The organism is Pseudomonas sp. Sample_22 (assembly GCF_004307635.1).
Classification (GTDB): domain Bacteria; phylum Pseudomonadota; class Gammaproteobacteria; order Pseudomonadales; family Pseudomonadaceae; genus Aquipseudomonas.
The window spans coordinates 27,077-52,154 of the sequence record NZ_RCNY01000066.1; the positions used below are offsets into that span (position 1 = coordinate 27,077).

Annotated in this window: 20 protein-coding genes; 15 read left to right on the forward strand and 5 right to left on the reverse strand. The window is 58.3% G+C overall.

All coding sequences use genetic code 11. The annotated features are described in order from the left end of the window. Positions 1–120: 120 nt before the first annotated feature. Positions 121–726, reverse strand: coding sequence for a TetR/AcrR family transcriptional regulator (locus D8U73_RS17520; protein WP_056852974.1), 606 nt, complete (start codon positions 724–726; stop codon positions 121–123). Between the two features lie 133 nt (positions 727–859). Between D8U73_RS17520 and D8U73_RS17525 the strand changes: the two genes are divergently transcribed. After that, the gene (locus D8U73_RS17525) at positions 860–1,774 is read left to right on the forward strand and encodes a DUF808 domain-containing protein (RefSeq protein WP_130905244.1); all 915 of its coding nucleotides are present in this window, start codon (positions 860–862) and stop codon (positions 1,772–1,774) included. A gap of 113 nt (positions 1,775–1,887) precedes the next feature. Here D8U73_RS17525 and D8U73_RS17530 read toward each other — a convergent pair whose 3' ends face one another. Continuing rightward, positions 1,888–2,676 carry a VacJ family lipoprotein gene (locus D8U73_RS17530; RefSeq protein ID WP_056852972.1) on the reverse strand — a complete coding sequence of 263 codons (789 nt, stop codon included), beginning with the start codon at positions 2,674–2,676 and terminating at the stop codon, positions 1,888–1,890. Further along, entirely contained in the window at positions 2,669–3,967 is a 1,299-nt protein-coding gene (locus tag D8U73_RS17535; protein ID WP_056852971.1) for a serine/threonine protein kinase, read from the reverse strand. The genes D8U73_RS17530 and D8U73_RS17535 overlap by 8 nt, the downstream gene beginning before the upstream one ends. A gap of 223 nt (positions 3,968–4,190) precedes the next feature. On the opposite strand from D8U73_RS17535, the gene D8U73_RS17540 reads away from it, so the two are divergent. After that, entirely contained in the window at positions 4,191–4,559 is a 369-nt protein-coding gene (locus D8U73_RS17540; RefSeq protein WP_130905245.1) for a hypothetical protein, read from the forward strand. A gap of 121 nt (positions 4,560–4,680) precedes the next feature. Here the strand turns inward: D8U73_RS17540 and D8U73_RS17545 are convergent, their stop codons facing one another. After that, complete coding sequence (locus tag D8U73_RS17545) at positions 4,681–6,276, reverse strand: beta (1-6) glucans synthase (protein WP_130905246.1); 1,596 nt, start codon at positions 6,274–6,276, stop codon at positions 4,681–4,683. A 301-nt stretch (positions 6,277–6,577) separates the two neighbouring features. Between D8U73_RS17545 and D8U73_RS17555 the strand changes: the two genes are divergently transcribed. The 3 genes from D8U73_RS17555 (at position 6,578) to D8U73_RS17565 (ending at position 9,665) form a co-directional block, all read left to right on the forward strand. Further along, entirely contained in the window at positions 6,578–7,429 is an 852-nt protein-coding gene (locus D8U73_RS17555; RefSeq protein WP_130905247.1) for a glycine betaine ABC transporter substrate-binding protein, read from the forward strand. Positions 7,430–7,698: 269 nt separating this feature from the next. Next, on the forward strand, positions 7,699–8,010 hold the full coding sequence (locus tag D8U73_RS17560) for a DUF485 domain-containing protein (RefSeq protein WP_056852967.1): 312 nt from the start codon (positions 7,699–7,701) through the stop codon (positions 8,008–8,010). Continuing rightward, positions 8,007–9,665, forward strand: a complete 1,659-nt coding sequence (locus D8U73_RS17565) for a cation acetate symporter (RefSeq protein WP_056852966.1) — start codon at positions 8,007–8,009, stop codon at positions 9,663–9,665. The genes D8U73_RS17560 and D8U73_RS17565 overlap by 4 nt, the downstream gene beginning before the upstream one ends. 426 nt (positions 9,666–10,091) lie before the next feature. Here D8U73_RS17565 and gltA read toward each other — a convergent pair whose 3' ends face one another. Then, complete coding sequence (gltA, locus tag D8U73_RS17570; protein ID WP_056852965.1) at positions 10,092–11,381, reverse strand: citrate synthase; 1,290 nt, start codon at positions 11,379–11,381, stop codon at positions 10,092–10,094. A 363-nt stretch (positions 11,382–11,744) separates the two neighbouring features. On the opposite strand from gltA, the gene sdhC reads away from it, so the two are divergent. From sdhC to brnQ, 10 genes are all read left to right on the forward strand, one after another. Next, positions 11,745–12,119 (forward strand): succinate dehydrogenase, cytochrome b556 subunit, encoded by a 375-nt coding sequence (sdhC, locus tag D8U73_RS17575; protein WP_056852964.1) that lies wholly within the window; start codon positions 11,745–11,747, stop codon positions 12,117–12,119. Beyond that, a complete protein-coding gene (sdhD, locus tag D8U73_RS17580) occupies positions 12,113–12,481 on the forward strand; it encodes a succinate dehydrogenase, hydrophobic membrane anchor protein (RefSeq protein WP_007977503.1) in 369 nt (122 codons plus the stop codon). Before sdhC ends, sdhD begins: the two co-directional genes overlap by 7 nt. 3 nt (positions 12,482–12,484) lie before the next feature. Continuing rightward, positions 12,485–14,257, forward strand: coding sequence for a succinate dehydrogenase flavoprotein subunit (gene sdhA, locus D8U73_RS17585; protein WP_056852963.1), 1,773 nt, complete (start codon positions 12,485–12,487; stop codon positions 14,255–14,257). A gap of 11 nt (positions 14,258–14,268) precedes the next feature. Continuing rightward, positions 14,269–14,973 (forward strand): succinate dehydrogenase iron-sulfur subunit, encoded by a 705-nt coding sequence (locus D8U73_RS17590; protein ID WP_056852962.1) that lies wholly within the window; start codon positions 14,269–14,271, stop codon positions 14,971–14,973. 261 nt (positions 14,974–15,234) lie between these two features. Next, entirely contained in the window at positions 15,235–18,066 is a 2,832-nt protein-coding gene (locus D8U73_RS17595) for a 2-oxoglutarate dehydrogenase E1 component (RefSeq protein ID WP_056852961.1), read from the forward strand. 42 nt (positions 18,067–18,108) lie between these two features. After that, entirely contained in the window at positions 18,109–19,329 is a 1,221-nt protein-coding gene (gene odhB, locus D8U73_RS17600) for a 2-oxoglutarate dehydrogenase complex dihydrolipoyllysine-residue succinyltransferase (protein ID WP_056852960.1), read from the forward strand. 98 nt (positions 19,330–19,427) lie between these two features. Continuing rightward, positions 19,428–20,864: a dihydrolipoyl dehydrogenase gene (gene lpdA / locus D8U73_RS17605; RefSeq protein ID WP_130905248.1), complete on the forward strand. Its 1,437-nt coding sequence runs from the start codon at positions 19,428–19,430 to the stop codon at positions 20,862–20,864. Positions 20,865–21,061: 197 nt separating this feature from the next. Further along, positions 21,062–22,228, forward strand: coding sequence for an ADP-forming succinate--CoA ligase subunit beta (gene sucC / locus D8U73_RS17610; RefSeq protein WP_007919879.1), 1,167 nt, complete (start codon positions 21,062–21,064; stop codon positions 22,226–22,228). Then, a complete protein-coding gene (gene sucD / locus D8U73_RS17615) occupies positions 22,228–23,109 on the forward strand; it encodes a succinate--CoA ligase subunit alpha (protein WP_007919877.1) in 882 nt (293 codons plus the stop codon). The genes sucC and sucD overlap by 1 nt, the downstream gene beginning before the upstream one ends. 464 nt (positions 23,110–23,573) lie before the next feature. Then, on the forward strand, positions 23,574–24,887 hold the full coding sequence (gene brnQ, locus D8U73_RS17625; protein WP_056852958.1) for a branched-chain amino acid transport system II carrier protein: 1,314 nt from the start codon (positions 23,574–23,576) through the stop codon (positions 24,885–24,887). Positions 24,888–25,078: the final 191 nt, after the last annotated feature.

A 25,078-nucleotide genomic window follows, 5' to 3' on the forward strand; every position in this document is an offset into this window, starting at 1 on the left:
ATCGAGTCGCCTTCATCGCTGGCAAGCCAGCTCCCACAGAGAAGTGTGTCGTTCACAAGATTGGGTGCAACACAAAAAACTGTGGGAGCTGGCTTGCCAGCGATGGGCCACCACGGACTATCAATCCGGCTCGCAGCCTTTGAGCACCAACCGAATAATCGTCTGCGCAGCCGCTTCGTAATCCTCTTCGTCGAGCTTGGCCTTGCCGGTGATGGCGGTGATTTGCCAGTCGAAGTCGGCGTAGGTCTGGGTCGCAGCCCAGATACTGAACATCAGGTGGTTGGGGTCGATCGGGGCGATCTGGCCGCGGTCGATCCAGCTCTGGATGCACTCGATGTTGTGCTTGGCCTGGCTGTTGAGCTGTTCCACCAGGTCGGTGCTCAGGTGCGGTGCGCCGTGCATGATTTCGCTGGCAAACACCTTGGAGGCGAAAGGCAGGTCGCGGGAGATGCGGATTTTCGAGCGAATGTAGCCGCTCAGCACTTCGCTGGGCACGCCGTCGGGGTTGAATGGCGTCGAGGCTTGAAGGATCGGTTCGATGATACTTTCCAGGACCTCGCGGTAGAGGTTTTCCTTGGATTTGAAGTAGTAGTAGACGTTGGGCTTGGGCAATCCCGCCTTGGCTGCGATATCGCTGGTTTTGGTCGCTGCGAAGCCCTTGTCGGCAAATTCTTCACTGGCGGCACGCAGGATCAGTTGTTTGTTGCGCTCGCGGATGGTGCTCATAAACCAGGGGGTTCCTTGCCTGTTCTGGCGGTTGCGCATGGTAGCACCGGCGTTCGGCGGCGCTCAAGAATGCACCATGCGGCGCTCGGCCACGCTATGCTGCACCGCATTTACTGAAGAAGGAAACCGATTCATGGCAGGAAGCAGTTTGCTGTTGCTGATCGACGACATTGCTGCGGTGCTGGATGACGTGGCCCTGATGACCAAAATGGCCGCCAAGAAGACGGCCGGCGTGCTGGGTGATGATCTGGCGCTCAATGCCCAGCAGGTCAGCGGTGTGCGTGCCGAACGGGAAATTCCGGTGGTGTGGGCGGTAGCCAAGGGCTCGTTCATCAACAAGCTGATTCTGGTGCCGTCGGCAATTGCCATCAGCGCGTTCATCCCATGGCTGGTCACGCCATTGTTGATGGTCGGTGGCGCTTATCTGTGTTTCGAAGGCTTCGAGAAACTTGCGCACAAGTTCTTGCACAGCAAAGCCGAAGATCAGGCTGAACATGCTGAACTGGTCGAGGCGGTAGCAGACCCGGCGGTGGACCTGGTGGCGTTCGAGAAGGACAAGATCAAAGGCGCGATTCGTACCGATTTCATCCTTTCCGCAGAAATCATTGCCATTACCCTTGGCGTTGTCGCTGACTCGGCGCTGACCCAGCAAATCGTCGTGCTCTCGGGCATCGCCATTGTCATGACTGTCGGCGTATACGGGCTGGTGGCTGGCATCGTCAAGCTCGACGACTTGGGCCTGTGGCTGACCCAGAAGCCGGGGCAGGTGGCCAGAAGCATTGGTGGGGCAATTCTGCGCGCGGCGCCGTACATGATGAAAAGCCTGTCGGTGATCGGCACGGCGGCGATGTTCCTGGTGGGTGGCGGCATCCTGACCCACGGCGTGCCGGTGGTGCATCACTGGATCGAAAGTGTCAGCGCAGCGGCGGGCGGTGCCGGGTTTATCGTGCCAACGTTGCTCAATGCGGTCGCGGGAATTGTGGCTGGGGCGGTGGTGTTGCTTGGGGTGATGGCTATCAGCAAAATCTGGAAAGTTGCGAGAGGCTGAAAATAACGCAGCCTGCGATAGATCCTACAGGCTGCGATCTTGGCGATGTATGCCGCGCAAAATGAAAAAGGCCATTCGACTGGAATCGAATGGCCTTTTTTGTTGCCGCCGAATTACTCGGCTATCTGCAGTTTGCGCGACTCGGTGTACACGTAACGCACCTTCTCGTACTCGAACGGCGAGTTCAGCTGGCCATAGCGGAAGCTGGTCTGATAGCGCTTGTCGACGCCACGCAGGACCCAGACTTCCGGATGATTGGAGCTGACTTCGGCAACGTTGAGGAAGTTGATTGCGTTCTCGGCGCTGTAATCGACCAACAAGCCGCCAGTGTCACGCAGGTTCGACGGGCCAAGTATCGGCAGTACGAAGTAGGCGCCGCCCGGAACACCATAGAAGCCCAGCGTCTGGCCGAAGTCCTCGCTCTGGCGTGGCAGGCCCATGGCGGTGGCCGGGTCCCACAGGCCGGCGATACCAATGGTGGTGTTGAGCAGCAGCCGACCGGTGATCTCCATGGAGCGCTGGCCCTTGAACTGCAACAGGCTGTTCAACAGGTTTGGCACGTCGCCCAGGTTATTGAAGAAGTTGCTGACGCCGGTACGCAAAAAGCTCGGCGTGATGTAGCGATAGCCATCGACCACCGGCAGGAACACCCATTGGTCGAACCGGTAGTTGAAGTGGTAAACGCGACGGTTCCATTCTTCGAGCGGGTCATAGACGTTCAGTGCACTGAGCGTCGAACGTTCGAACTCACGCTGATCCAGCCCCGGGTTGAATTTGAGTTTGCTCAACGGCTCCTTGAAACCGTCACTGTCGACAACGACTGGAGCATTGGCTTTGCTGTTGTCGGCATTGGCAACGCCTGCACAGAGTAACGCAGCGATAAGCAGGAGATATTTAGCCACGGAAGAACTCCAGCATGGCGTCGCTGTTGACGCGGTAGTTAAGGTTGCCGCAATGGCCGCCCAGCGGGTAAACGGTCAAGCGATCGCCGAACGTCTGGCGCAGGAACCCGAGGTCACCCGGGCCGAGGATCACGTCGTCAGCGTTGTGCATGACGGCAATTTTCGGGCTGTCGCGCAGGTAATCCTTCAGTGCGTACAAGCTCACCTGGTCGATCAGTTGCAGCAGGCTGCCACCGTCGGTGCGCGCACGCCACATCGGGATCACCTGTTCAGTGATGTAGCAGTCGAAATCACACTGCAATGCACGCTTGAGGTACGGGGTGAGACTGGTGCCTTCTGTAATCGGTGTTTTCGGGGGAGTGATCAGGCCGCGGCGGTTGATCAGGTCCGAGGTAAAGGCGATATCGGCCGCCGAGAAGCGGAACGAGGTACCGATCAGCATGGCCATCTGTTCGTTGGTGAGGTGCTGCTTGGACTGCTGGAAGTCGTAGAGCAGGGCATCGTTGAGGTCGATGTAGCCCTTTTGTTGGAAGTAGCGGGTCAACTTGTTCAGTACCAGTTCATAGAAGGTAGTGGTGTTGTTGATGCCCTTGACCTCGGTCTGTACCAGTTTGTCGAGATTGGTGATCGAGGTGTAGAGGTTGACCGGCGGGTTGAGCAGCAGCACCTTCTTGAAATTGAAGCTGCGGCGGGTTTCGTCCAGGTGCGCGACGAAGGCTGCATCCAGTGCGCCGAGGCTGTAGCCGGTCAGGTAGAAATCGGTGACCGGTACGTTAGGGTTCTGCGCCCGCACGGATTGCATCACCCGGTACATGTCTTCGGCATCTTCCTTGGTGATGCCCGGGGTCGCGAAGCGGGACGCGGCGCTCATGAAGTCGAAACTGGTGGGCGACGACAATTGCACCACGTGGTAACCGGCTTTGTAGTAGAGCTTTTTCAGGTATTCGTTGAGGCTGCTGTCGTAGCGCGCGCCCGTGCCGGCGATCAGGAAAATCAGCGGTGCCGCTTTATCCTGGGTGGCGATGCGATAGGTGAGTTTCTTCACTGCCCAAAAATTGTCCGGCAGTTCGAACGCACGCTCAGGGCGCAAGGTGATGCTGCGATCCGACTGATTGATGTCGTCGTCAAGCGGCAGTTCGGGACGCAAATCCGGTGGCGTCGTGGCAATGGTTGCCTCGAACGGGTTAGTCAGGGGATAGCCATAACTGGCGGCGTCGATGTCGACCGCCAGTGCGGACGCACTCAAGATAAGGCCGCCAAACAGGGCGGCGAAGCGCAAGGAACGGAGCATGACTAGATCCCTTAGAGGAAGGTGCCGAATGAAGTTCGCAGGCTATGACCACTGGATTTGCGCCAAAGTGCCACGCATCGGCACCAAACAGGCTTAATTCGGAGTAATAGTAGCTCGACGATACACTTTGCAGCGATTGAAAGGCCAGTTAACTGTTGTTAGCGCTTGCGAAAGACCGTCGGGAGATTAAGCTGACCGCCGTTTTCGTTGATTGGAGTGTTTCATGTCCCGCCGTCTGCCCGTGATCCTGCTGCTCATTGTGCTGCCTCTATGGCTGGCCGCCAGTTATGGCGCGCGTTATGGCTTTATGGAAGATGCACAGTGGGTCGGCCTCTGCGTGGATGAGGCGAGCCGCTGGGAATGTCAGGTTCGCTCGAACCTGGGCCTGATGATTCACTTCAAGATTCTGGGCTATGGCGCACTGGCCGCTGCCATCATCGGCTTTGTCGTGCCGGGACGGGCAGGGTGGTGGCTGGCGGTATTGGCGCTGGCATTGGGTTTTCCGGCTCTGGCCTTGTACAACACGACGCTGGCGGTGTTTGCGGTGGTGATTGCGGGGTTGCGGTTGGTCAGGGCTCCTCGTAGCGCTTGACCGTCAGCCATCGCGGGCAAGCCCGCTCCCACAGGTTCATCGGCGAACACGCAATTGTGAACGACAACGATCCTTGTGGGAGCGGGCTTGCCCGCGATGAGGGCCGTAAATTTGATTAGGGTTAAACCTTGCGAACGCGCAAGCAGCGCCACAACGCCGCCACCATCAACCCACTCACCAACGCCCAGCCCCAAGCCTGCTGATTCTGCAGACCTTCCCGGAACAACTGCGGCGCAATGCCCGCTCCGATGATGAAGGTCAGCAACGCGATTTCCCGGCGCGGCACGCTCACCGGACGGCACAGATACACCAGTGCCGGCACGATGAACGCGACGCTCGGGAAGCTGCGGTAGCGCGGGTCAAATACCAGCTCCAGCATGCTCACCGCCGCTGCAAAGCCGATCACCGCAACCAGCCAGCCTGAGCGACGCTCAAGTGCGTTGAACGCCTGTGCTCGCCATCCTGTACGAGGACTCAGCGTCAGGGCGGCGTGCACCAGCACCAACAGGTTCAGCGCAGTCAGCAATGCCACCCACAACCACTCGCTGGTGAAACGGGTAGTCACGCGGGCGAGGTCGCCCCACACGCCGATGGAGCACGCAGCCAATGCCGCAAACAACGGCAGGACCAGCGCTGCGCGGGTGCTGCGGACGCGGCCGCCCAGCACAAGCGTTCCGACAAAGATCAGGCCGCCCACAACCAGCCACTGCGACCAGTACGGTACGTTCGACACCGGACCGGCCAGCACGCCTTTGTCCTGCCGATCGGCATCGAACAGCCCCCAGTAGCCACCCACGGCGCCTTCACTGGCGCGTTTCCATGGCTGGTCGAAGGCTTCGATCAGGTTGTAGTGCCAGCCGTGCTGCTCGGCCATGGTGACAAAACCGCGAATGAATTTCGCTTCGTTGACCCGGCTCGGCAGGGCGGTTTCGCGCTGACGGCCTTCGCTGGGCCAGCCGGTTTCGCCAATCATCACGTCCTTGGGTGCGAACTTGTTGCCGAACACCTGACGCACTTCGGCGACGTGTTGCAGTGCGGCATCGATGTTCGAAGGATCGTCTTCCCAGTACGGCAACAAGTGGATGGTCAGGAAATCCACGGCCGGCGCGATTTCCGGATGCTTGAGCCAAAACTCCCAGACGTCGGCATAGGTGACGGGTTGCTTGACCTGGCTTTTGACCTTGGTGATCAGCCGGGCCAGTTGTGCCCCGGTGACTTCTTTGCGCAGCAGGGTTTCGTTGCCGACGATCACAGCGGTCACCACGTCGGCGTTGGCGTTGGCCGACGCAATCAGCAGGTCGACTTCTTTTTCGGTATCCACCGGGTTGCTGTTGACCCAGGCGCCGATCATCAGCTTCAAGCCGTGTTTACGTGCGAGGTCGGGAACGGCTTCGAGCCCGGTCATGGAGTAGGTGCGGATGCATTCGAAGCTTTTGGACAGCAGCGCGAGGTCGGCGTCCATGCGCTCCGGGCGCAGGTTGAACGGTACGTCGAACGGCGATTGGTCTTTGTCGAACGGGGTGTAGGAGGCGCATTGCAGTTTGTGCGTGGCGCTGGCGACATCCGGCAGGGTCACCGGTTTACCAATGCCGTACCAGAAACCACAAAGGGCAAAAAGCCCCAGCAGGCAGGCGAACAGATAAGCAAAAAAAGGAGAGCGAGATGTCGCGGGCATGATCAGGCCGTCTGGGAGCAAAGCGGCGCATGTTACCTGCATTTGTACTGTGCTTGGTGGCTCGCATGATTTTGACATGCAAAGTTCGGGCGGATTGTCCGGGGCGTTTGTCGCCCTCAGGATTAATGGCGTTCTGATGTCGTTTCTCGATGCCTTGAGGTCGCTGGCAGAGCAGGTCGCTTATAGCGTCAGGTTGATTATCGGAGGCGTCAGTACCCTCGTTGATAAACGCGCTGATGATTGAACGGGTTTGCGGTGAAGCGTGATGGGGGCGCTGTGCACCAGAACAATACGTTGACGCGACTCGGCACCCGTCGAGCGCAGCACTTTCGGGGAAGTAACGATGAAGATGCGACGACTTTTAGGTGCAGGTGCCGCACTGGTACTTGCGATGGGTTCCACATTCGCCAATGCCGAGAGCAAGACCCTGAGCATCGGTTACGTTGACGGCTGGTCCGACAGCGTCGCGACGACTCACGTAGCTGCTGAAGTCATCAAGCAGAAACTCGGATATGACGTGAAGCTGCAAGCCGTCGCGACCGGGATCATGTGGCAGGGTGTAGCCACCGGCAAACTCGACGCCATGCTCTCGGCCTGGTTGCCGGTGACCCACGGCGATTACTGGGCCAAGAACAAGGATCAGGTGGTCGACTACGGTCCGAACTTCAAGGACGCAAAAATCGGCTTGATCGTGCCGGAATACGTCAAGGCCAAGTCGCTGGAAGACCTGAAGACCGACGACAGCTTCAAAAAACGCATCGTCGGCATCGACGCCGGTTCAGGCGTGATGCTTAAAACCGAGCAGGCCATCAAGGACTACGACCTGACCGGTTACCAGCTCAAGGCCAGTTCCGGCGCGGGCATGATTGCCGAACTGACCCGTGCCGAAAAGAAGAACGAATCCATTGCCGTGACCGGTTGGGTACCGCACTGGATGTTCGCCAAGTGGAAATTGCGTTTCCTCGAAGACCCGAAAGGCGTGTATGGCGCGGCTGAAACCGTGAACAGCATCGGCAGCAAGGAGCTGGCAACAAAAGCCCCGGAAGTGGCCAAGTTCCTGAAGAACTTCCAGTGGGCTTCGAAAGACGAGATCGGCGAAGTCATGCTGGCGATCCAGGAAGGCGCCAAGCCGGACGCGGCAGCGAAGGACTGGGTAGCCAAACACCCGGAGCGTGTTGCTGACTGGATCAAATGATGTGAGCTGAAGTTTCTATTGAGCTCCTCTCAAAGCCGCTTGGCGTAACTGCCAAGCGGCTTTTGCTTTTCTGTAGGAGCCAGGCTTGCCGGCGAAGGCACCTGCAAAATCGCCATCGCCGGCAAGCCTGGCTCTTGCGGGGGGTGCGCCGCACCGAAGTTTGGCAATTCTGTCATGTGGTACTAAGACTAAGGTCGTCTGGAACCTGCCCCGCAGCCGCATAGAGTGGATACCGTTCCAACTTAATCTGTGCTGCGAGGATAAAAACAATGAACGACAGCATTTACCTCTCGATTCAAAACAGCCCGCGATTCAAGGAGCTGGTTAGCAAGAGGGAACGATTCGCCTGGATTCTATCGGCGATCATGCTAGGGCTTTACTCCGGATTCATCCTGTTGATTGCTTACGGGCCGCATGTGCTGGGGGCAAAAATCAGCCCTGAGTCATCGATTACCTGGGGCATACCGATCGGTGTTGGTCTGATCATTTCGGCCTTCATCCTGACGGGTATTTACGTACGACGCGCCAACGGCGAGTTCGACGACCTGAACAATGCGATTCTCAAGGAGGCTCAGCAATGATCCGGCGTCTAATGGCTCTTTTGAGCATCGCAGCGTTCGCACCTGGCGCCTGGGCGGCTGACGCCCTGACCGGCGCCGTTCAGAAACAACCGCTCAACGTGTCGGCGATCGTGATGTTCGTCGCCTTCGTCGGTGCCACCCTGTGCATCACCTACTGGGCATCCAAGAAAAACAACTCGGCCTCCGACTACTATGCGGCGGGTGGCAAGATCACCGGTTTTCAGAACGGTCTGGCGATTGCCGGCGACTACATGTCGGCGGCATCCTTCCTGGGTATTTCCGCGCTGGTGTTCACTTCCGGCTACGATGGCCTGATCTACTCGATCGGCTTCCTGGTGGGCTGGCCAATCATTCTGTTCCTGATCGCCGAGCGCCTGCGTAACCTGGGTAAATACACCTTTGCCGACGTGGCGTCCTATCGCCTGGGCCAAACCCAGATCCGCTCGCTGTCCGCTTGCGGATCGTTGGTGGTGGTAGCGTTTTACCTGATCGCGCAAATGGTCGGTGCCGGCAAGCTGATTCAGCTGTTGTTCGGTCTGGACTATCACGTCGCGGTGATTCTGGTCGGTGTGCTGATGTGCATGTACGTGCTGTTCGGCGGCATGCTGGCGACCACCTGGGTGCAGATCATCAAGGCTGTGCTGTTGCTGTCCGGTGCCTCGTTCATGGCGCTGATGGTGATGAAGCACGTAGGCTTTGACTTCAACACATTGTTCTCCGAAGCGATCAAGGTTCACGCCAAGGGCGAAGCGATCATGAGCCCGGGCGGTCTGGTCAAGGACCCGATTTCGGCCTTCTCGCTGGGTCTGGCGCTGATGTTCGGTACCGCTGGCCTGCCACACATTCTGATGCGCTTCTTCACCGTGAGTGACGCAAAAGAAGCTCGCAAGAGCGTGCTGTACGCGACTGGCTTCATTGGCTACTTCTATATCCTGACTTTCATCATCGGCTTCGGCGCGATCCTGCTGGTCAGCACCAACCCGGCCTTCAAAGATGCGGCTGGCGCACTGTTGGGCGGTAACAACATGGCGGCGGTGCACCTGGCCAACGCGGTGGGCGGCAGTATCTTCCTGGGCTTCATCTCGGCGGTAGCGTTCGCGACCATTCTGGCAGTGGTTGCCGGTCTGACCCTGGCCGGTGCTTCGGCGGTGTCCCACGACCTGTATGCCAGCGTGATCAAGAAAGGCAAGGCCAACGAGAAGGATGAAATCCGCGTCTCGAAAATCACCACCATCGCTCTGGCGGTGCTGGCGATTGCTCTGGGTATCCTGTTCGAAAGCCAGAACATCGCGTTCATGGTTGGCCTGGCGTTCTCCATCGCGGCAAGCTGCAACTTCCCGGTCCTGCTGCTTTCCATGTACTGGAAAAAGCTGACCACTCGCGGTGCGATGATCGGTGGCTGGCTGGGTCTGGTCAGTGCTGTTGGCCTGATGGTGCTTGGCCCGACCATCTGGGTGCAGATCCTGCATCACGAGAAGGCGATCTTCCCGTATGAGTACCCAGCGCTGTTCTCGATGATCATTGCCTTCGTCGGCATCTGGTTCTTCTCGATCACCGACAAGTCAGCGGCGGCTGACAACGAGCGGGCGCTGTTCTTCCCGCAATTCGTTCGCTCGCAGACTGGTCTGGGGGCGAGCGGGGCGGTTTCACACTAAGGCTTGATGCTTTTATATAAGTAACGCAGTAATGAAGGATGCCCCGGTCGAGAGACCGGGGCATTTTTTATTGGGCGGTTATCGAACCGAATCTGCGGGATTTGCACGATTTACTGTAGGAGCGAGCCTGCTCGCGAAAAACGTCCAGGCAACACGGAGGCATTCAGGCAACCCGCGTTAGCGTTTACGTCAATCGCGAGCAGGCTCGCTCCTGCAGGGGCATGGTGGTTGGTTGTCAGGACGCCATCGCTGGCAAGCCAGCTCCCACAGGGATTGCGGTTTAGCGGGAGAAATGTGTACGTCTGCAATCGGGGCGGGCACCAGTTCGCCTCGATGTTTGAACGATGAGGCTCTCTAACAAAAACGGCCCCTATATAAATAGAGGCCGTTTCCGGTACAGCTCAACTCGCTACAGCAAGACAGATCTTACTTGCGGTCTTCCAGCTTGGTGATGTCACGCGACTCGTAGCCGGTGTACAACTGGCGTGGACGGCCGATCTTGTACGGGCTGGAGAGCATTTCCTTCCAGTGGGAGATCCAGCCAACGGTCCGCGCCAGGGCGAAGATCACGGTGAACATGCTGGTTGGAATGCCGATCGCCTTGAGGATGATCCCCGAGTAGAAGTCGACGTTCGGGTACAGCGAGCGTTCGATGAAGTACGGGTCGGTCAGGGCGATCTCTTCCAGGCGCATGGCCAGTTCGAGTTGCGGATCGTTCTGGATGCCCAGTTCTTTCAACACTTCGTCGCAGGTCTTTTTCATCACGGTGGCGCGTGGGTCACGGTTTTTGTAAACGCGGTGACCGAAGCCCATCAGTTTGAACGGATCGTTCTTGTCCTTGGCCTTGGCGATGTACTTGTCGATGTTCGAGACGTCGCCAATCTCATCGAGCATGGTCAGAACGGCTTCGTTGGCACCACCGTGGGCAGGGCCCCACAGTGCAGCGATACCGGCGGCGATACAGGCGAACGGGTTGGCACCCGAAGAACCTGCCAGGCGCACGGTGGACGTCGAGGCGTTCTGCTCGTGGTCGGCGTGGAGGATGAAGATCCGGTCCATGGCCTTGGCGAGTACCGGGCTGATCGGTTTGATCTCGCACGGGGTGTTGAACATCATGTGCAGGAAGTTTTCCGCGTACGTCAGGTCGTTGCGCGGGTACATCATGGGTTGGCCCATGGAGTACTTGTAAACCATCGCTGCCAGGGTCGGCATCTTGGCAACCAGGCGGATCGCGGAGATTTCGCGATGCTGCGGGTTATTGATGTCCAGGGAGTCGTGGTAGAACGCCGAGAGCGCGCCGACTACGCCGCACATGACGGCCATCGGGTGGGCGTCGCGACGGAAGCCGTTGAAGAAGGTCTTCAGCTGCTCGTGAACCATGGTGTGGTTCTTCACGGTGCTGACGAACTGGGCCTTCTGTTCTGCAGTCGGCAGTTCGCCGTTGAGCAGCAGATAGCAGGTTTCCAGGTAGTCCGACTTTTCAGCCAGCTGTTCGATCGGGTAGCCGCGGTGCAGCAGGATGCCGTTGTCGCCGTCGATATAGGTAATCTTCGACTCGCAAGAGGCGGTCGACATGAAACCTGGGTCAAAGGTGAAGCGGCCCGTGGCCGTCAGGCCCCGAACATCGATAACATCGGGACCAACGGTGCCGGTTAAAATGGGCAGCTCGACGGGGGCTGCGCCCTCGATGATCAACTGCGCTTTTTTGTCAGCCATGTGGCCTCCTATTTATGCTTGAAATCATCAGACAGACCCCCCACGCAGGGCCCGCACCACTATAGTGAGATAAATTCGAATGTCAATTTGCCTAAAGTCTTGCTCCAGAAGGCTTTAACCGTACTTTTTTCTCGAAATTGCCTGCCATTTACGCCTTTTATGCCCGTTGCGCAATCCGCTGTTTGGGTTAGGTCTTTGCGTTGTCATTAGTAGCCTAACTGTCTATACTCGGCCACCGACCGCCAAGGGCTTTTGGGCCTGCTTTATTGGGGGTCGCATCCCTGGGTGGTGGTTACCTGACCAGTGCACTCCCCAACAACTTTGCCCTGATTGTTAGGGGCTCTTCAGTGTGAAAAAAAAGCCGTGAAAAGCCAACGACCTGTAAACCTAGACCTAAGGACCATCAAACTCCCCATCACCGGCGTTACGTCGTTTCTTCACCGTGTTTCCGGCATCATCCTCTTCCTGGGCCTTGGCTTCATGCTTTATGCATTGGGCAAGTCCTTGGGTTCCGAGGAAGGTTTTGCCGACGTGAAGGCATGCTTGACCAGCCCGCTGGCCAAGTTCGTAGCATGGGGCCTCCTGTCCGCTCTTCTGTATCACCTGGTAGCCGGTGTGCGCCACTTGATCATGGATATGGGCATCGGTGAGACGCTGGAAGGCGGCCGCCTGGGCTCGAAAATTATCATCGCCGTTTCCGTGGTGTTGATCGTTCTGGCAGGAGTTTGGATATGGTAACCAGCGTTACGAACCTTTCGCGTTCCGGCCTTTATGACTGGATGGCGCAACGTGTGTCTGCGGTCGTTCTCGCGGCTTATTTCATTTTCCTGATCGGATACCTCGCTGCGAACCCGGGCATTGGCTACGACCAATGGCACGGCCTGTTCGCCCACAACGGGATGCGTATCTTCAGTCTGCTGGCCCTCGTGGCCCTGGGCGCTCACGCCTGGGTCGGCATGTGGACCATCGCGACCGACTACCTGACGCCGATGGCGCTGGGCAAGTCCGCGACTGCAGTACGTTTCCTTTTCCAGGCAGTATGCGGCGTTGCGATGTTCGCTTACTTCGTCTGGGGTGTGCAGATTCTCTGGGGTATCTGATTCATGGCTAACATTCCAACGATTTCTTTCGACGCCATCATTATTGGTGGTGGCGGTGCCGGCATGCGCGCAGCGCTGCAACTGGCACAAGGTGGTCACAAGACTGCCGTGATCACCAAGGTGTTCCCGACCCGTTCGCACACTGTATCCGCCCAGGGCGGCATCACCTGCGCCATCGCGTCGGCTGACCCGAACGATGACTGGCGCTGGCACATGTACGATACCGTCAAGGGTTCCGACTACATCGGTGACCAGGACGCTATCGAATACATGTGTCAGGAAGGCCCGGCTGCCGTTTTCGAGCTGGACCACATGGGTCTGCCGTTCTCGCGTACCGAGCAAGGCCGTATCTACCAGCGTCCATTCGGCGGTCAGTCGAAGGATTACGGTAAAGGCGGGCAGGCTGCCCGTACCTGCGCCGCTTCCGACCGTACCGGTCACGCGCTGCTGCACACCCTTTATCAGGGCAACCTGAAAGCCGGTACCACGTTCCTGAACGAGTACTACGCTGTTGACCTGGTGAAGAACGCTCAAGGCGAGTTCGTCGGTGTTATCGCCATCTGCATCGAAACCGGCGAAACCACCTACATCCGTGCCAAGGCCACCGTGCTGGCCACCGGCGGTGCAGGTCGTATCTACGCTTCGACCACCAATGCCCTGATCAACACCGGTGACGGCGTTGGCATGGCGCTGCGTGCCGGCGTACCGGTACAAGACATTGAAATGTGGCAGTTCCACCCGACCGGCATCGCCGGCGCCGGTGTACTGGTTACAGAAGGTTGCCGTGGTGAAGGTGGTTACCTGATCAACAAGCACGGCGAGCGTTTCATGGAGCGTTACGCTCCGAACGCCAAAGACCTTGCCGGTCGTGACGTAGTTGCCCGTTCGATGGTTAAAGAAATCATCGCCGGCAATGGTTGCGGTCCGAATGGCGACCACGTAATGCTCAAGCTCGACCACCTGGGCGAGGAAGTGCTGCACAGCCGTCTGCCAGGCATCTGCGAACTGTCGAAGACTTTCGCACACGTTGACCCGGTGGTTGCTCCGGTTCCGGTTGTTCCGACCTGCCACTATATGATGGGCGGCGTTGCCACCAACATTCATGGCCAGGCGATCACTCAGGACGCTGACGGCGCCGACGCCATCATCCCTGGCTTGTTCGCCGTGGGCGAAGTGGCTTGCGTATCGGTTCACGGTGCCAACCGTCTGGGCGGCAACTCGCTGCTCGACCTGGTGGTATTCGGTCGCGCTGCCGGCCTGCACCTGGAAAAGGCGCTGACCGACGGTATCGAATACGACGACGCCACCGACGCCAACATCGAAGCTGCCCTGGCGCGCCTGTCCGCTCTGAACGAGCGTACCGAGGGCGAAGACGTGGCGACCCTGCGTCGCGAACTGCAAAACTGCATGCAGAACTACTTCGGTGTATTCCGTACCGGCGAATACATGCAGAAGGGTATTGCCCAGCTGGCCGATCTGCGCAAGCGCATCGCCAACGTCAAGATCAACGATAAGTCGCAAGCGTTCAACACCGCGCGTATCGAAGCTCTGGAACTGCAAAACCTGCTGGAAGTGGCTGAAGCTACCGCCATCGCTGCCGAAGTTCGTAAAGAGTCCCGCGGCGCTCACGCCCGTGAAGACTTCGAAGATCGTGACGACGAAAACTGGCTGTGCCACACCCTGTACTTCCCGGGTGACAAGCGCGTGACCAAGCGTGCTGTGAACTTCTCGCCGAAGACTGTTCCGACTTTTGAACCTAAGATTCGGACTTATTAAGGGTGGCCGCCATGTTGCAAGTCAGCGTTTATCGTTACAACCCTGATCAGGACGCCGCGCCGTTCATGCAGGAATTCCAGGTCGATACCGGTGGTAAAGACCTGATGGTGCTGGACGTACTGGCCCTGATCAAAGAGCAGGACGAAGGTTTCTCCTATCGTCGCTCTTGCCGTGAAGGCGTATGTGGTTCCGACGGCATGAACATCAACGGCAAGAACGGCCTGGCCTGCGTCACGCCACTGTCTGCTGTTGTAAAAGGTAACAAGTTGATCGTTCGTCCTCTGCCAGGTTTGCCGGTTATCCGTGACCTGGTCGTCGATATGAGCATCTTCTACAAGCAATACGAGAAGGTTAAGCCATTCCTGCAGAACGACACGCCGGCTCCGGCCATCGAGCGTCTGCAGTCCCCGGAAGAGCGTGAAAAGCTCGACGGTCTGTACGAGTGCATCCTGTGCGCTTGCTGCTCGACCTCTTGCCCGTCCTTCTGGTGGAACCCGGACAAGTTCCTGGGCCCGGCTGCCCTGCTGCAAGCGTACCGCTTCCTGGCAGACAGCCGCGATACCAAGACTACCGAGCGACTGGCTTCGCTGGATGACCCGTTCAGCGTATTCCGCTGCCGCGGGATCATGAACTGCGTCAACGTATGTCCGAAAGGCCTGAACCCGACTAAGGCCATCGGTCACATCCGTAACATGTTGCTGCAAAGCGGCGTGTGATTCAGCTGCTGCAAATGTAGTACCGCTGTACCCGTAGATGCTGCGGCGCAGGCTTCAACCGGCGCCGTAGTTTTAACCTGAGCAGCAGCTTATAAGGCTGCGGCTCTTATTTTGAAGAAATGAGACAAGCAGGGGCATCCGGGCTGGTACCCGGACTATCAGTGTGATCCTAGTGGCTTGTTTTGGTCGCTGCATTCGGACTTCTGCAAGTTTGCTCGGTGTCGACACCGGTGGTGTTCCCCTAACCGAGGGTGACCAAGCATGCAAGAAAGCGTGATGCAGCGCATGTGGAACAGCGCCTACCTATCCGGTAGTAACGCTGCCTATGTGGAAGAGCTCTACGAGCTCTACCTGCACGACCCTAACGCTGTGCCAGAAGAGTGGCGCACCTACTTCCAGAAGTTGCCAGCTGACGGCAACTCTGCCACCGATGTTTCGCACTCCACAATTCGCGATCATTTCGTCTTGCTGGCAAAGAACCAGCGCCGCGCCCAACCGGTTTCCGCCGGCAGCGTGAGCAGTGAGCACGAGAAGAAGCAAGTTGAAGTGCTGCGATTGATCCAGGCCTACCGTATGCGTGGCCACCAGGCAGCCCAGCTTGACCCGCTGGGGCTGTGGCAGCGTCCTGCACCTGCAGACCTGTCGATCAATCATTACGGCTTGACCAATGCCGATCTTGATACGACCTTCCGTGCCGGCGACCTGTTCATCGGCAAAGAGGAAGCGAGCCTACGCGAAATTCACGAAGCGTTGCAGCAGACATATTGCCGCACCATCGGCGCTGAATTCACGCACATCACCGATTCCGAGCAGCGCCAGTGGTTCCAGCAGCGTCTGGAAAGCGTGCGCGGCCGTCCGACGTACTCCGCCGACATCAAGAGCCATTTGCTTGAGCGCGTGACCGCCGGTGAAGGCCTGGAGAAATACCTGGGCACCAAATACCCGGGTACCAAGCGTTTCGGTCTGGAAGGCGGCGAGAGCCTGATTCCGATGCTCGACGAGTTGATCCAGCGTTCCGGCTCGTACGGCACCAAGGAAATCGTCATTGGCATGGCCCACCGTGGCCGTCTGAACGTGCTGGTCAACACCTTCGGCAAGAACCCGCGCGAGTTGTTCGACGAGTTTGAAGGCAAGAAGAAGGTCGAGCTCGGTTCCGGTGACGTTAAATACCACCAGGGCTTCTCGTCCAACGTGATGACCACCGGCGGTGAAGTGCACCTGGCCATGGCCTTCAACCCGTCCCACCTGGAAATCGTATCGCCAGTGGTCGAAGGTTCGGTTCGTGCCCGTCAGGATCGTCGTAACGACCCTACCGGTGAAAAAGTCCTGCCGATCTCCATCCACGGTGACGCTGCTTTCGCAGGTCAGGGCGTGGTGATGGAAACCTTCCAGATGTCGCAGACCCGCGGTTTCAAGACCGGCGGTACCGTGCACATCGTGATCAACAACCAGGTCGGTTTCACCATCAGCAACCCGCTGGACTCGCGTTCCACCGAGTACGCCACCGACGTCGCGAAAATGATCCAGGCGCCGATCCTCCATGTGAATGGTGATGATCCGGAAGCCGTCCTGTTCGTGACCCAGCTGGCCATCGACTACCGCATGCAGTTCAAGCGTGACGTGGTGATCGATCTGGTCTGCTACCGTCGTCGCGGCCACAACGAGGCCGACGAGCCAAGCGGTACCCAGCCTCTGATGTATCAGCAGATCACCAAGCAGCGCACCACCCGTGAGCTGTATGCCGATCGTCTGACCCAGGCCGGTGTACTTGACGCAGAGCGTGTTCAGGCGAAAGTCGACGAATACCGCAACGCGCTGGACAACGGTCTGCACGTAGTGAAAAGCCTGGTCAAAGAGCCGAACAAAGAGTTGTTCGTGGACTGGCGTCCGTATCTGGGCCACGCCTGGACCGCGCGTCACGACACTCGTTTCGATCTGAAGACCCTGCAGGAACTGTCCGCCAAGCTGCTGGAAATTCCGGAAGGCTTCGTGGTTCAGCGCCAGGTCGCGAAGATCTACGAAGACCGTCAGAAGATGCAAGCCGGCGGCCTGCCGATCAACTGGGGTTACGCCGAAACCATGGCGTACGCGACCCTGGCGTTCGAAGGTCACCCGATCCGCATGACCGGCCAGGACATCGGCCGCGGTACGTTCTCGCACCGTCATGCCGTGCTGCACAACCAAAAAGACGCGGGCACCTACATCCCGCTGCAGAACCTGTACGACGGTCAGCCACGCTTCGACCTGTACGACTCGTTCCTGTCCGAAGAAGCGGTGCTGGCGTTCGAATACGGTTATTCGACCACCACGCCGAACGCGCTGGTTATCTGGGAAGCCCAGTTCGGCGACTTCGCCAACGGCGCCCAGGTCGTGATCGACCAGTTCATCACCAGTGGCGAGCACAAGTGGGGCCGTCTGTGCGGCCTGACCATGCTGCTGCCACACGGTTATGAAGGTCAGGGGCCGGAGCACTCCTCGGCTCGTCTGGAGCGTTACCTGCAGTTGTGCGCCGAGCACAACATTCAGGTGTGCATGCCGACGACGCCGGCTCAGATCTACCACTTGCTGCGCCGTCAGGTGATCCGCCCGCTGCGCAAGCCGCTGGTAGTCCTGACTCCGAAGTCGCTGCTGCGCCACAAACTGGCCATCTCGACCCTGGAAGATCTGGCCGAAGGTTCGTTCCAGACCGTTATCCCGGAAATCGATGCCCTGGACCCGAAAAAGGTCGAGCGCGTTGTTCTGTGTAGCGGCAAGGTCTACTACGACCTGCTGGAAAAACGCCGTGCCGAAGGCCGTGACGATATCGCCATCGTGCGTATCGAGCAGCTGTACCCATTCCCTGAGGATGACTTGAAAGAAGTCCTGGCTCCTTACACCAACGCCAAGCATGCCGTTTGGTGTCAGGAAGAGCCGATGAACCAGGGTGCGTGGTACTGCAGCCAACACCACATGCGTCGCAGCATCAGCAACCTCAACAAGTCTCTCGTACTTGAGTACGCGGGCCGTGAGGCTTCTGCTGCACCGGCATGCGGTTACGCATCGATGCACGCCGAGCAGCAGGAACAATTGCTGCAAGCGGCCTTTACTGTTTAACGCCTTCGCGCACCTGAAACCGAATTTAAGGACCCACAGATAATGGCTATCGAAATCAAAGCCCCCACTTTCCCGGAATCGGTTGCCGATGGCACCGTTGCCACCTGGCACAAACAACCGGGCGACGCTGTAAAGCGTGACGACCTGATCGTCGACATCGAAACCGACAAGGTTGTGCTGGAAGTGTTGGCCACTGCTGACGGCGTGCTGGGCGCTATCGTCAAGAACGAAGGCGACACTGTTCTGTCCGACGAAGTGCTGGGCTCCATCGAGGCGGGCGGCGCTGCTGCTGCCCCGGCTGCCGCTGCTGCTCCGGCCGCCGCACAAGCCGCTGCTCCAGCTGCCGAAGGCGAAGACGATCCAGTCGCCGCTCCTGCTGCTCGCAAGCTGGCTGAAGAAAACGGCATCAACATTGCTTCCGTTGCCGGTACTGGCAAAGGCGGTCGTGTGACCAAGGAAGACGTGGTTGCAGCTGTTGCTGCCAAGAAAGCCGCTCCGGCTGCCGCGCCTGCCAAGGCTGCTGCTCCTTCGGCTGCTGCTCCTGTGTTCGCCGCTGGCGACCGCATCGAGAAGCGCGTGCCGATGACCCGCGTTCGTGCCACCGTGGCCAAGCGTCTGGTTGAAGCTCAGTCGAACATGGCGATGCTGACCACTTTCAACGAAGTCGACATGACCGAGGTCATGGCGTTGCGTTCGAAGTACAAGGATCTCTTTGAGAAGAGCCATAACGGCGTGCGTTTGGGCTTCATGTCGTTCTTCGTGAAAGCGGCCACCGAAGCGCTGAAACGCTTCCCGGCTGTCAACGCTTCGATCGATGGCGGCGACATCGTTTACCACGGCTACGCTGACGTCGGCGTTGCAGTTTCCAGCGATCGCGGCCTGGTTGTACCGGTTCTGCGCAACGCCGAACTGATGAGCCTGGCTGAAATCGAAGGCGGCATCGCCACCTTCGGCAAGAAAGCCCGTGACGGCAAACTGTCGATGGACGAAATGACCGGTGGTACTTTCACCATCACCAACGGTGGTACTTTCGGTTCGATGATGTCGACTCCGATCGTCAACCCGCCACAAGCCGCTATCCTGGGCATGCACAACATCATCCAGCGCCCAATGGCCATCAACGGCCAGGTCGTTATCCGTCCGATGATGTACCTGGCTCTGTCCTACGATCACCGTCTGATCGATGGCAAAGAAGCTGTGACCTTCCTGGTGACCATCAAGAACCTGCTGGAAGATCCGGCTCGTCTGTTGCTGGATATCTGATAGAAGCAGCCATGAGCTGCAAGCTCGAGCTGTCGGAAAACCCGCAGCTTGGCTTGCAGCTTGCGGCTTGAAGCTTTTCGCTAAAGAGGATTTTTTGAATGTCGCAGAAATTTGACGTAGTAGTGATCGGCGCTGGCCCTGGCGGCTATGTGGCTGCCATCAAGGCCGCCCAACTCGGCCTCAGCACTGCCTGCATCGAGAAGTACACCGACAAGGAAGGCAAACTCGCGCTGGGCGGTACCTGCCTGAACGTCGGCTGCATTCCATCCAAGGCCCTGCTGGATAGCTCGTGGAAGTACAAGGAAGCCAAAGAAGGCTTCGCGATCCACGGTATCAATCACGCTGGCGTGACCATGGACGTGCCAGCAATGGTCGGCCGCAAGGCCACCATCGTCAAAGGCCTGACCTCTGGCGTTGCGACCCTGTTCAAAGCCAACGGTGTGACTTCCATTGAAGGTCACGGCAAGCTGCTGGCCGGCAAGAAAGTCGAAGTCACCAAGCCTGATGGCTCGGTAGAAATCATCGAAGCCGAGAACGTGATCCTGGCTCCAGGTTCGCGCCCGATCGACATTCCGCCAGCTCCGGTTGACCAGAATGTGATCGTCGACTCCACCGGCGCCCTGGAATTCCAATCCGTACCTAAGCGTCTGGGCGTGATCGGCGCCGGCGTTATCGGTCTGGAACTGGGTTCGGTCTGGTCGCGTCTGGGTGCAGAAGTGACTGTCCTGGAAGCCCTGGACACCTTCCTGATGGCAGCCGACACCGCTGTTTCCAAGGAAGCGCTGAAAACCCTGACCAAACAGGGCCTGGACATCAAGCTGGGCGCTCGCGTGACCGGCTCGAAAGTCAACGGCGACGAAGTCGTTGTGAACTACACCGATGCCAACGGCGAACAGAACATCACTTTCGACAAGCTGATCGTAGCCGTTGGTCGCCGTCCGGTGACCACTGATCTGCTGGCTGCCGACTGCGGCGTGACCCTGGACGAGCGCGGTTTCGTGCACGTTGATGATCATTGCGCTACCACTGTACCGGGCGTTTACGCCATCGGTGACGTGGTTCGCGGCATGATGCTGGCGCACAAGGCGTCCGAAGAAGGCATCATGGTTGTCGAGCGCATCAAGGGCCACAAGGCCCAGATGAACTATGATTTGATCCCTTCGGTTATTTATACTCACCCGGAAATCGCGTGGGTCGGTAAAACCGAGCAGGCCTTGAAAGCTGAAGGCGTTGAAGTTAACGTCGGCACCTTCCCGTTCGCAGCCTCCGGCCGTGCCATGGCTGCCAACGATACCGGTGGTTTCGTCAAGGTCATCGCCGATGCCAAGACAGACCGCGTACTGGGCGTCCACGTGATTGGCCCAAGCGCTGCCGAACTGGTTCAGCAGGGCGCGATCGGTATGGAGTTCGGCACCAGCGCTGAAGACCTGGGCATGATGGTTTTCTCCCATCCGACCCTGTCTGAAGCCTTGCACGAAGCTGCTCTGGCAGTGAATGGCGGCGCCATCCACATCGCCAACCGCAAGAAGCGTTAAGAGATAATAAGAAACCACGGCGGTTTGGCCCGTCGTGAGCCTTGCATGCAAGACTCACCGCGGAATATCCGCTGGACGCAGTCTTGCATAGCTGCACCGGGTATCCGGAAGGCTATGCAAGCAGCAGTCACAGGTGGTGCGGCACTTGAATGAGTGCAGCACCGAATGCGCAGTACCTAACGAAGACGGTAATAAGCATGAATCTTCACGAGTATCAGGGTAAGCAGCTGTTCGCTGAGTACGGCCTGCCAGTTTCCACCGGTTACGCGGTAGACACCCCGGAAGCAGCAGCAGAAGCTTGCGACAAAATCGGCGGCAGCGAGTGGGTTGTCAAAGCCCAGGTCCACGCCGGTGGTCGCGGTAAAGCGGGCGGCGTCAAGCTGGTTCGCAGCAAAGAAGACGCCAAAGCCTTCGCACAGCAGTGGCTGGGCAAGCGTCTGGTGACTTACCAGACTGACGCCAATGGTCAGCCAGTCACCAAGATCCTGGTTGAATCGTGCACTGATATCGCTAAAGAGCTGTACCTGGGCGCTGTCGTTGACCGTTCGAGCCGTCGTATCGTGTTCATGGCTTCCACCGAAGGTGGCGTGGATATCGAGAAAATCGCTCACGACACTCCAGAAAAAATTCTGAAAGCCACTATCGATCCACTGGTTGGCGCTCAGCCATTCCAGGGTCGCGAGCTGGCATTCCAGCTGGGTCTGGAAGGTAAGCAAGTTGCTCAGTTCGCCAAGATCTTCGTAGGTCTGGCCAAGCTGTTCAAGGATCACGACCTGGCCCTGCTGGAAGTGAACCCGCTGGTGATCAAGGCTGACGGCGATCTGCACTGCCTGGACGCCAAGATCAACATCGACGCCAACGCCATGTACCGTCAGCCTAAGCTGAAGACTTTCCACGATCCGTCGCAAGACGATCCGCGCGAAGCGCACGCTGCCAAGTTCGAACTGAACTACGTAGCGCTGGAAGGCAACATCGGTTGCATGGTCAACGGTGCTGGCCTGGCCATGGGTACCATGGACATCGTCAACCTGCATGGCGGCAAGCCAGCCAACTTCCTCGACGTGGGCGGCGGTGCTACCAAAGAACGCGTTACCGAAGCGTTCAAGATCATCCTGTCCGACACTAACGTCGCTGCAGTACTGGTCAACATCTTCGGCGGCATCGTTCGTTGCGACATGATTGCCGAAGGCATCATCGGTGCAGTGAAAGAAGTCGGCGTGAAAATCCCGGTTGTTGTTCGCCTTGAAGGCAACAACGCTGAGCTGGGCGCTAAAGTACTGGCAGAAAGCGGTTTGAACATCATCGCTGCTACCAGCCTGACCGACGCTGCTCAACAAGTTGTCAAAGCTGCGGAGGGCAAATAATGAGCGTCCTGATCAATAAAGACACCAAAGTTATCTGCCAGGGTATTACCGGTTCGCAAGGTAGTTTCCACACCCAGCAAGCCATCGAGTACGGCACCAAGATGGTTGGTGGTGTAACTCCAGGCAAAGGCGGCACCGAGCACCTGGGTCTGCCAGTGTTCAACACCGTGAAAGACGCTGTAGCTGCCACTGGCGCCACCGCCAGCGTGATCTACGTTCCGGCTCCTTTCTGCAAAGACTCGATCCTGGAAGCTGCCTTCGGCGGCATCAAGCTGATCGTGTGCATCACCGAAGGCATTCCTACCCTGGACATGCTGGACGCTAAAGTTAAGTGCGACGAGCTGGGCGTAGTCCTGATCGGCCCTAACTGCCCAGGCGTGATCACCCCAGGCGAATGCAAGATCGGCATCATGCCAGGTCACATTCACTTGCCAGGCAAGGTCGGTATCGTTTCCCGTTCCGGCACCCTGACCTACGAAGCTGTGAAGCAGACTACTGACGCCGGTTTCGGTCAGTCGACTTGCGTCGGCATCGGTGGTGACCCGATCCCGGGTTCGAACTTCATCGACATCCTGAAGCTGTTCCAGGAAGACCCGAAGACCGAAGCGATCGTGATGATCGGTGAGATCGGCGGTTCGGCTGAAGAAGAAGCGGCTGCCTACATCAAGGCACACGTGACCAAGCCGGTTGTTTCCTACATCGCTGGTGTGACTGCTCCTCCGGGCAAGCGCATGGGCCATGCTGGCGCAATCATCTCTGGCGGCAAAGGCACTGCAGACGAGAAATTCGCTGCGCTGCAAGACGCAGGCGTTAAAACCGTGCGTTCGCTGGCAGACATCGGCAAGGCCCTGGCCGAGCTGACTGGTTGGGCTGTCAAGTAAGCCTCGCGCTTAGCTGACGCTTTACCAAACAAAGGCCACCTTCGGGTGGCCTTTGTCGTTTCCGGGATTAAAGATATTCGCAGGCCTTTTGTGGCGAGGGCGCTTGCTCCCGCTGGGCCGCGAAGCGGCCCCTAAACCTGCAAATATCATTGTTCCAGACCCACCTTATTGCCTGCCTCTTGCGTCTGCTTTGCAGCCGAGCGGGAGCAATCTCCCTCGCCACAGAGATCGGTTGTGAAATTTAGATATGTAAACGCGACATTGAAGTGTCGCGTATCGGAATGTTCGCCCTCTATCAGTGCGTTTTTCAGCCAAATTCGTTAGGCTACGCGCCATTTTTGCGTCCGCGGCCCACAAGGCAGCAACGCGCTAAAAGGGTCGGTCTTATACGGACTGACAGCATTTCCCTCACCCATAGGGAAATCCATCTCTAAATTCCGATTCAGTAGTGTGGTATTTCCTTAATGAAAGTGTTGAAAGGCCAGGACATCCTGGCACTTGGTTTTATGACGTTTGCCCTGTTCGTCGGGGCTGGCAACATCATCTTCCCGCCTATCGTCGGCTTGCAGTCCGGACCTCATGTCTGGATGGCGGCGCTGGGCTTTCTGGTCACGGCGGTCGGCCTGCCGGTGATCACGGTTGTGGCGCTGGCCAAGGTGGGCGGCGCGATGGACGCGCTGAGCAGCCCGATCGGTAAAGTCGCCGGTGGTCTGCTGGCAGCGGCTTGCTACCTCGCGGTCGGTCCGTTGTTCGCGACGCCGCGTACGGCCACCGTATCTTTCGAAGTGGGCCTGGCGCCATTGACCGGTGAGAGTCCGTTGGCGCTGTTCCTCTATAGCTCGGTGTACTTTCTGCTGGTGTTCTTCATCTCGCTGTATCCGGGGCGTTTGCTCGACACTGTTGGGCGCTTCCTTGCGCCGCTGAAAATCATCGCCCTGGCCGTGCTGGGCATTGCCGCGTTCGCCTTGCCAGCCGGTGACATCGGGCACGCAACCCCTGAATACGTTGCAGCACCGTTCTCCCAAGGCTTCATCAATGGTTACCTGACCATGGATACCTTGGGTGCCCTGGTATTCGGTATCGTCATCGTCAACGCGATCCGCTCCCGCGGTGTCGAATCGCCAGCGCTGATCACTCGTTACGCGATCATCGCCGGGCTGATTGCCGGTGTAGGGCTGGCACTGGTTTACGTCAGCCTGTTCCGCCTCGGTTCGGGTAGCCACGAAGTAGCCGCCGGCGCGACCAATGGCGCGGCGGTATTGCACGCCTACGTGCAGCACACGTTCGGTTCGTTGGGCAGTGGCTTCCTTGCAGTGTTGATCTCCCTGGCGTGCCTGGTGACGGCGGTCGGTCTGACCTGTGCCTGCGCCGAGTACTTCAGTCGTGTGGTGCCGCTGTCCTACAAGACGCTGGTGATCATTCTTGCCGCCTTCTCGCTGCTGGTGTCCAACCTGGGCCTGACCAAGCTGATTGCGTTCTCGATCCCGGTGCTTACCGCGATCTACCCGCCGTGCATCGTTCTGGTGGCGCTGAGCTTCTGCAAGGATTTCTGGCATGAGCAGGGTCGCATCCTCGGCCCGGTCATGCTGGTGTCGTTCATCTTCGGCATGATTGACGCCCTCAAGGGTGCTGGTCTGGCGGACTGGATGCCGAGTCAAATGGCGCATCTGCCACTGAGCGAGCAGGGACTGGCCTGGCTGGTGCCGTCGGTGATGACCCTGGTGGTCGCCGTGGTTTGCGACCGTCTGTTGGGCAAGCGCGAAGAAGCGCTGGCGTAAGCATTGCCGACCCGTCACAAGCGGGCTGACAGGCAGAAACAGAAATGCCCCGTATCAATCGATACGGGGCATTTTTTTATGGGTTTGAGGCAGTGTCTTTTTCCCTGAGCTAACGTCGAAGCACTACCTGTGCAGGAGCGAGGCTTGCCTGCGAATGCGGTATGTCAGTCGATGTATCGGTTGAATGGTCT

Bases quoted from the DNA above. Each gene is read 5' to 3' on its own strand.
- sucC (WP_007919879.1), top strand. From the start codon at position 21,062: ATGAATCTTCACGAGTATCAGGGTAAGCAGCTGTTCGCTGAGTACGGC.
- sdhD (WP_007977503.1), top strand. From the start codon at position 12,113: ATGGTAACCAGCGTTACGAACCTTTCGCGTTCCGGCCTTTATGACTGG.
- D8U73_RS17545 (WP_130905246.1), bottom strand. From the start codon at position 6,276: ATGCAGGTAACATGCGCCGCTTTGCTCCCAGACGGCCTGATCATGCCC.
- D8U73_RS17560 (WP_056852967.1), top strand. From the start codon at position 7,699: ATGAACGACAGCATTTACCTCTCGATTCAAAACAGCCCGCGATTCAAG.
- gltA (WP_056852965.1), bottom strand. From the start codon at position 11,381: ATGGCTGACAAAAAAGCGCAGTTGATCATCGAGGGCGCAGCCCCCGTC.
- D8U73_RS17540 (WP_130905245.1), top strand. From the start codon at position 4,191: ATGTCCCGCCGTCTGCCCGTGATCCTGCTGCTCATTGTGCTGCCTCTA.
- D8U73_RS17590 (WP_056852962.1), top strand. From the start codon at position 14,269: ATGTTGCAAGTCAGCGTTTATCGTTACAACCCTGATCAGGACGCCGCG.
- D8U73_RS17520 (WP_056852974.1), bottom strand. From the start codon at position 726: ATGAGCACCATCCGCGAGCGCAACAAACAACTGATCCTGCGTGCCGCC.
- brnQ (WP_056852958.1), top strand. From the start codon at position 23,574: ATGAAAGTGTTGAAAGGCCAGGACATCCTGGCACTTGGTTTTATGACG.
- D8U73_RS17595 (WP_056852961.1), top strand. From the start codon at position 15,235: ATGCAAGAAAGCGTGATGCAGCGCATGTGGAACAGCGCCTACCTATCC.
- D8U73_RS17555 (WP_130905247.1), top strand. From the start codon at position 6,578: ATGAAGATGCGACGACTTTTAGGTGCAGGTGCCGCACTGGTACTTGCG.
- sucD (WP_007919877.1), top strand. From the start codon at position 22,228: ATGAGCGTCCTGATCAATAAAGACACCAAAGTTATCTGCCAGGGTATT.
- D8U73_RS17525 (WP_130905244.1), top strand. From the start codon at position 860: ATGGCAGGAAGCAGTTTGCTGTTGCTGATCGACGACATTGCTGCGGTG.
- sdhA (WP_056852963.1), top strand. From the start codon at position 12,485: ATGGCTAACATTCCAACGATTTCTTTCGACGCCATCATTATTGGTGGT.
- lpdA (WP_130905248.1), top strand. From the start codon at position 19,428: ATGTCGCAGAAATTTGACGTAGTAGTGATCGGCGCTGGCCCTGGCGGC.
- odhB (WP_056852960.1), top strand. From the start codon at position 18,109: ATGGCTATCGAAATCAAAGCCCCCACTTTCCCGGAATCGGTTGCCGAT.
- D8U73_RS17535 (WP_056852971.1), bottom strand. From the start codon at position 3,967: ATGCTCCGTTCCTTGCGCTTCGCCGCCCTGTTTGGCGGCCTTATCTTG.
- D8U73_RS17565 (WP_056852966.1), top strand. From the start codon at position 8,007: ATGATCCGGCGTCTAATGGCTCTTTTGAGCATCGCAGCGTTCGCACCT.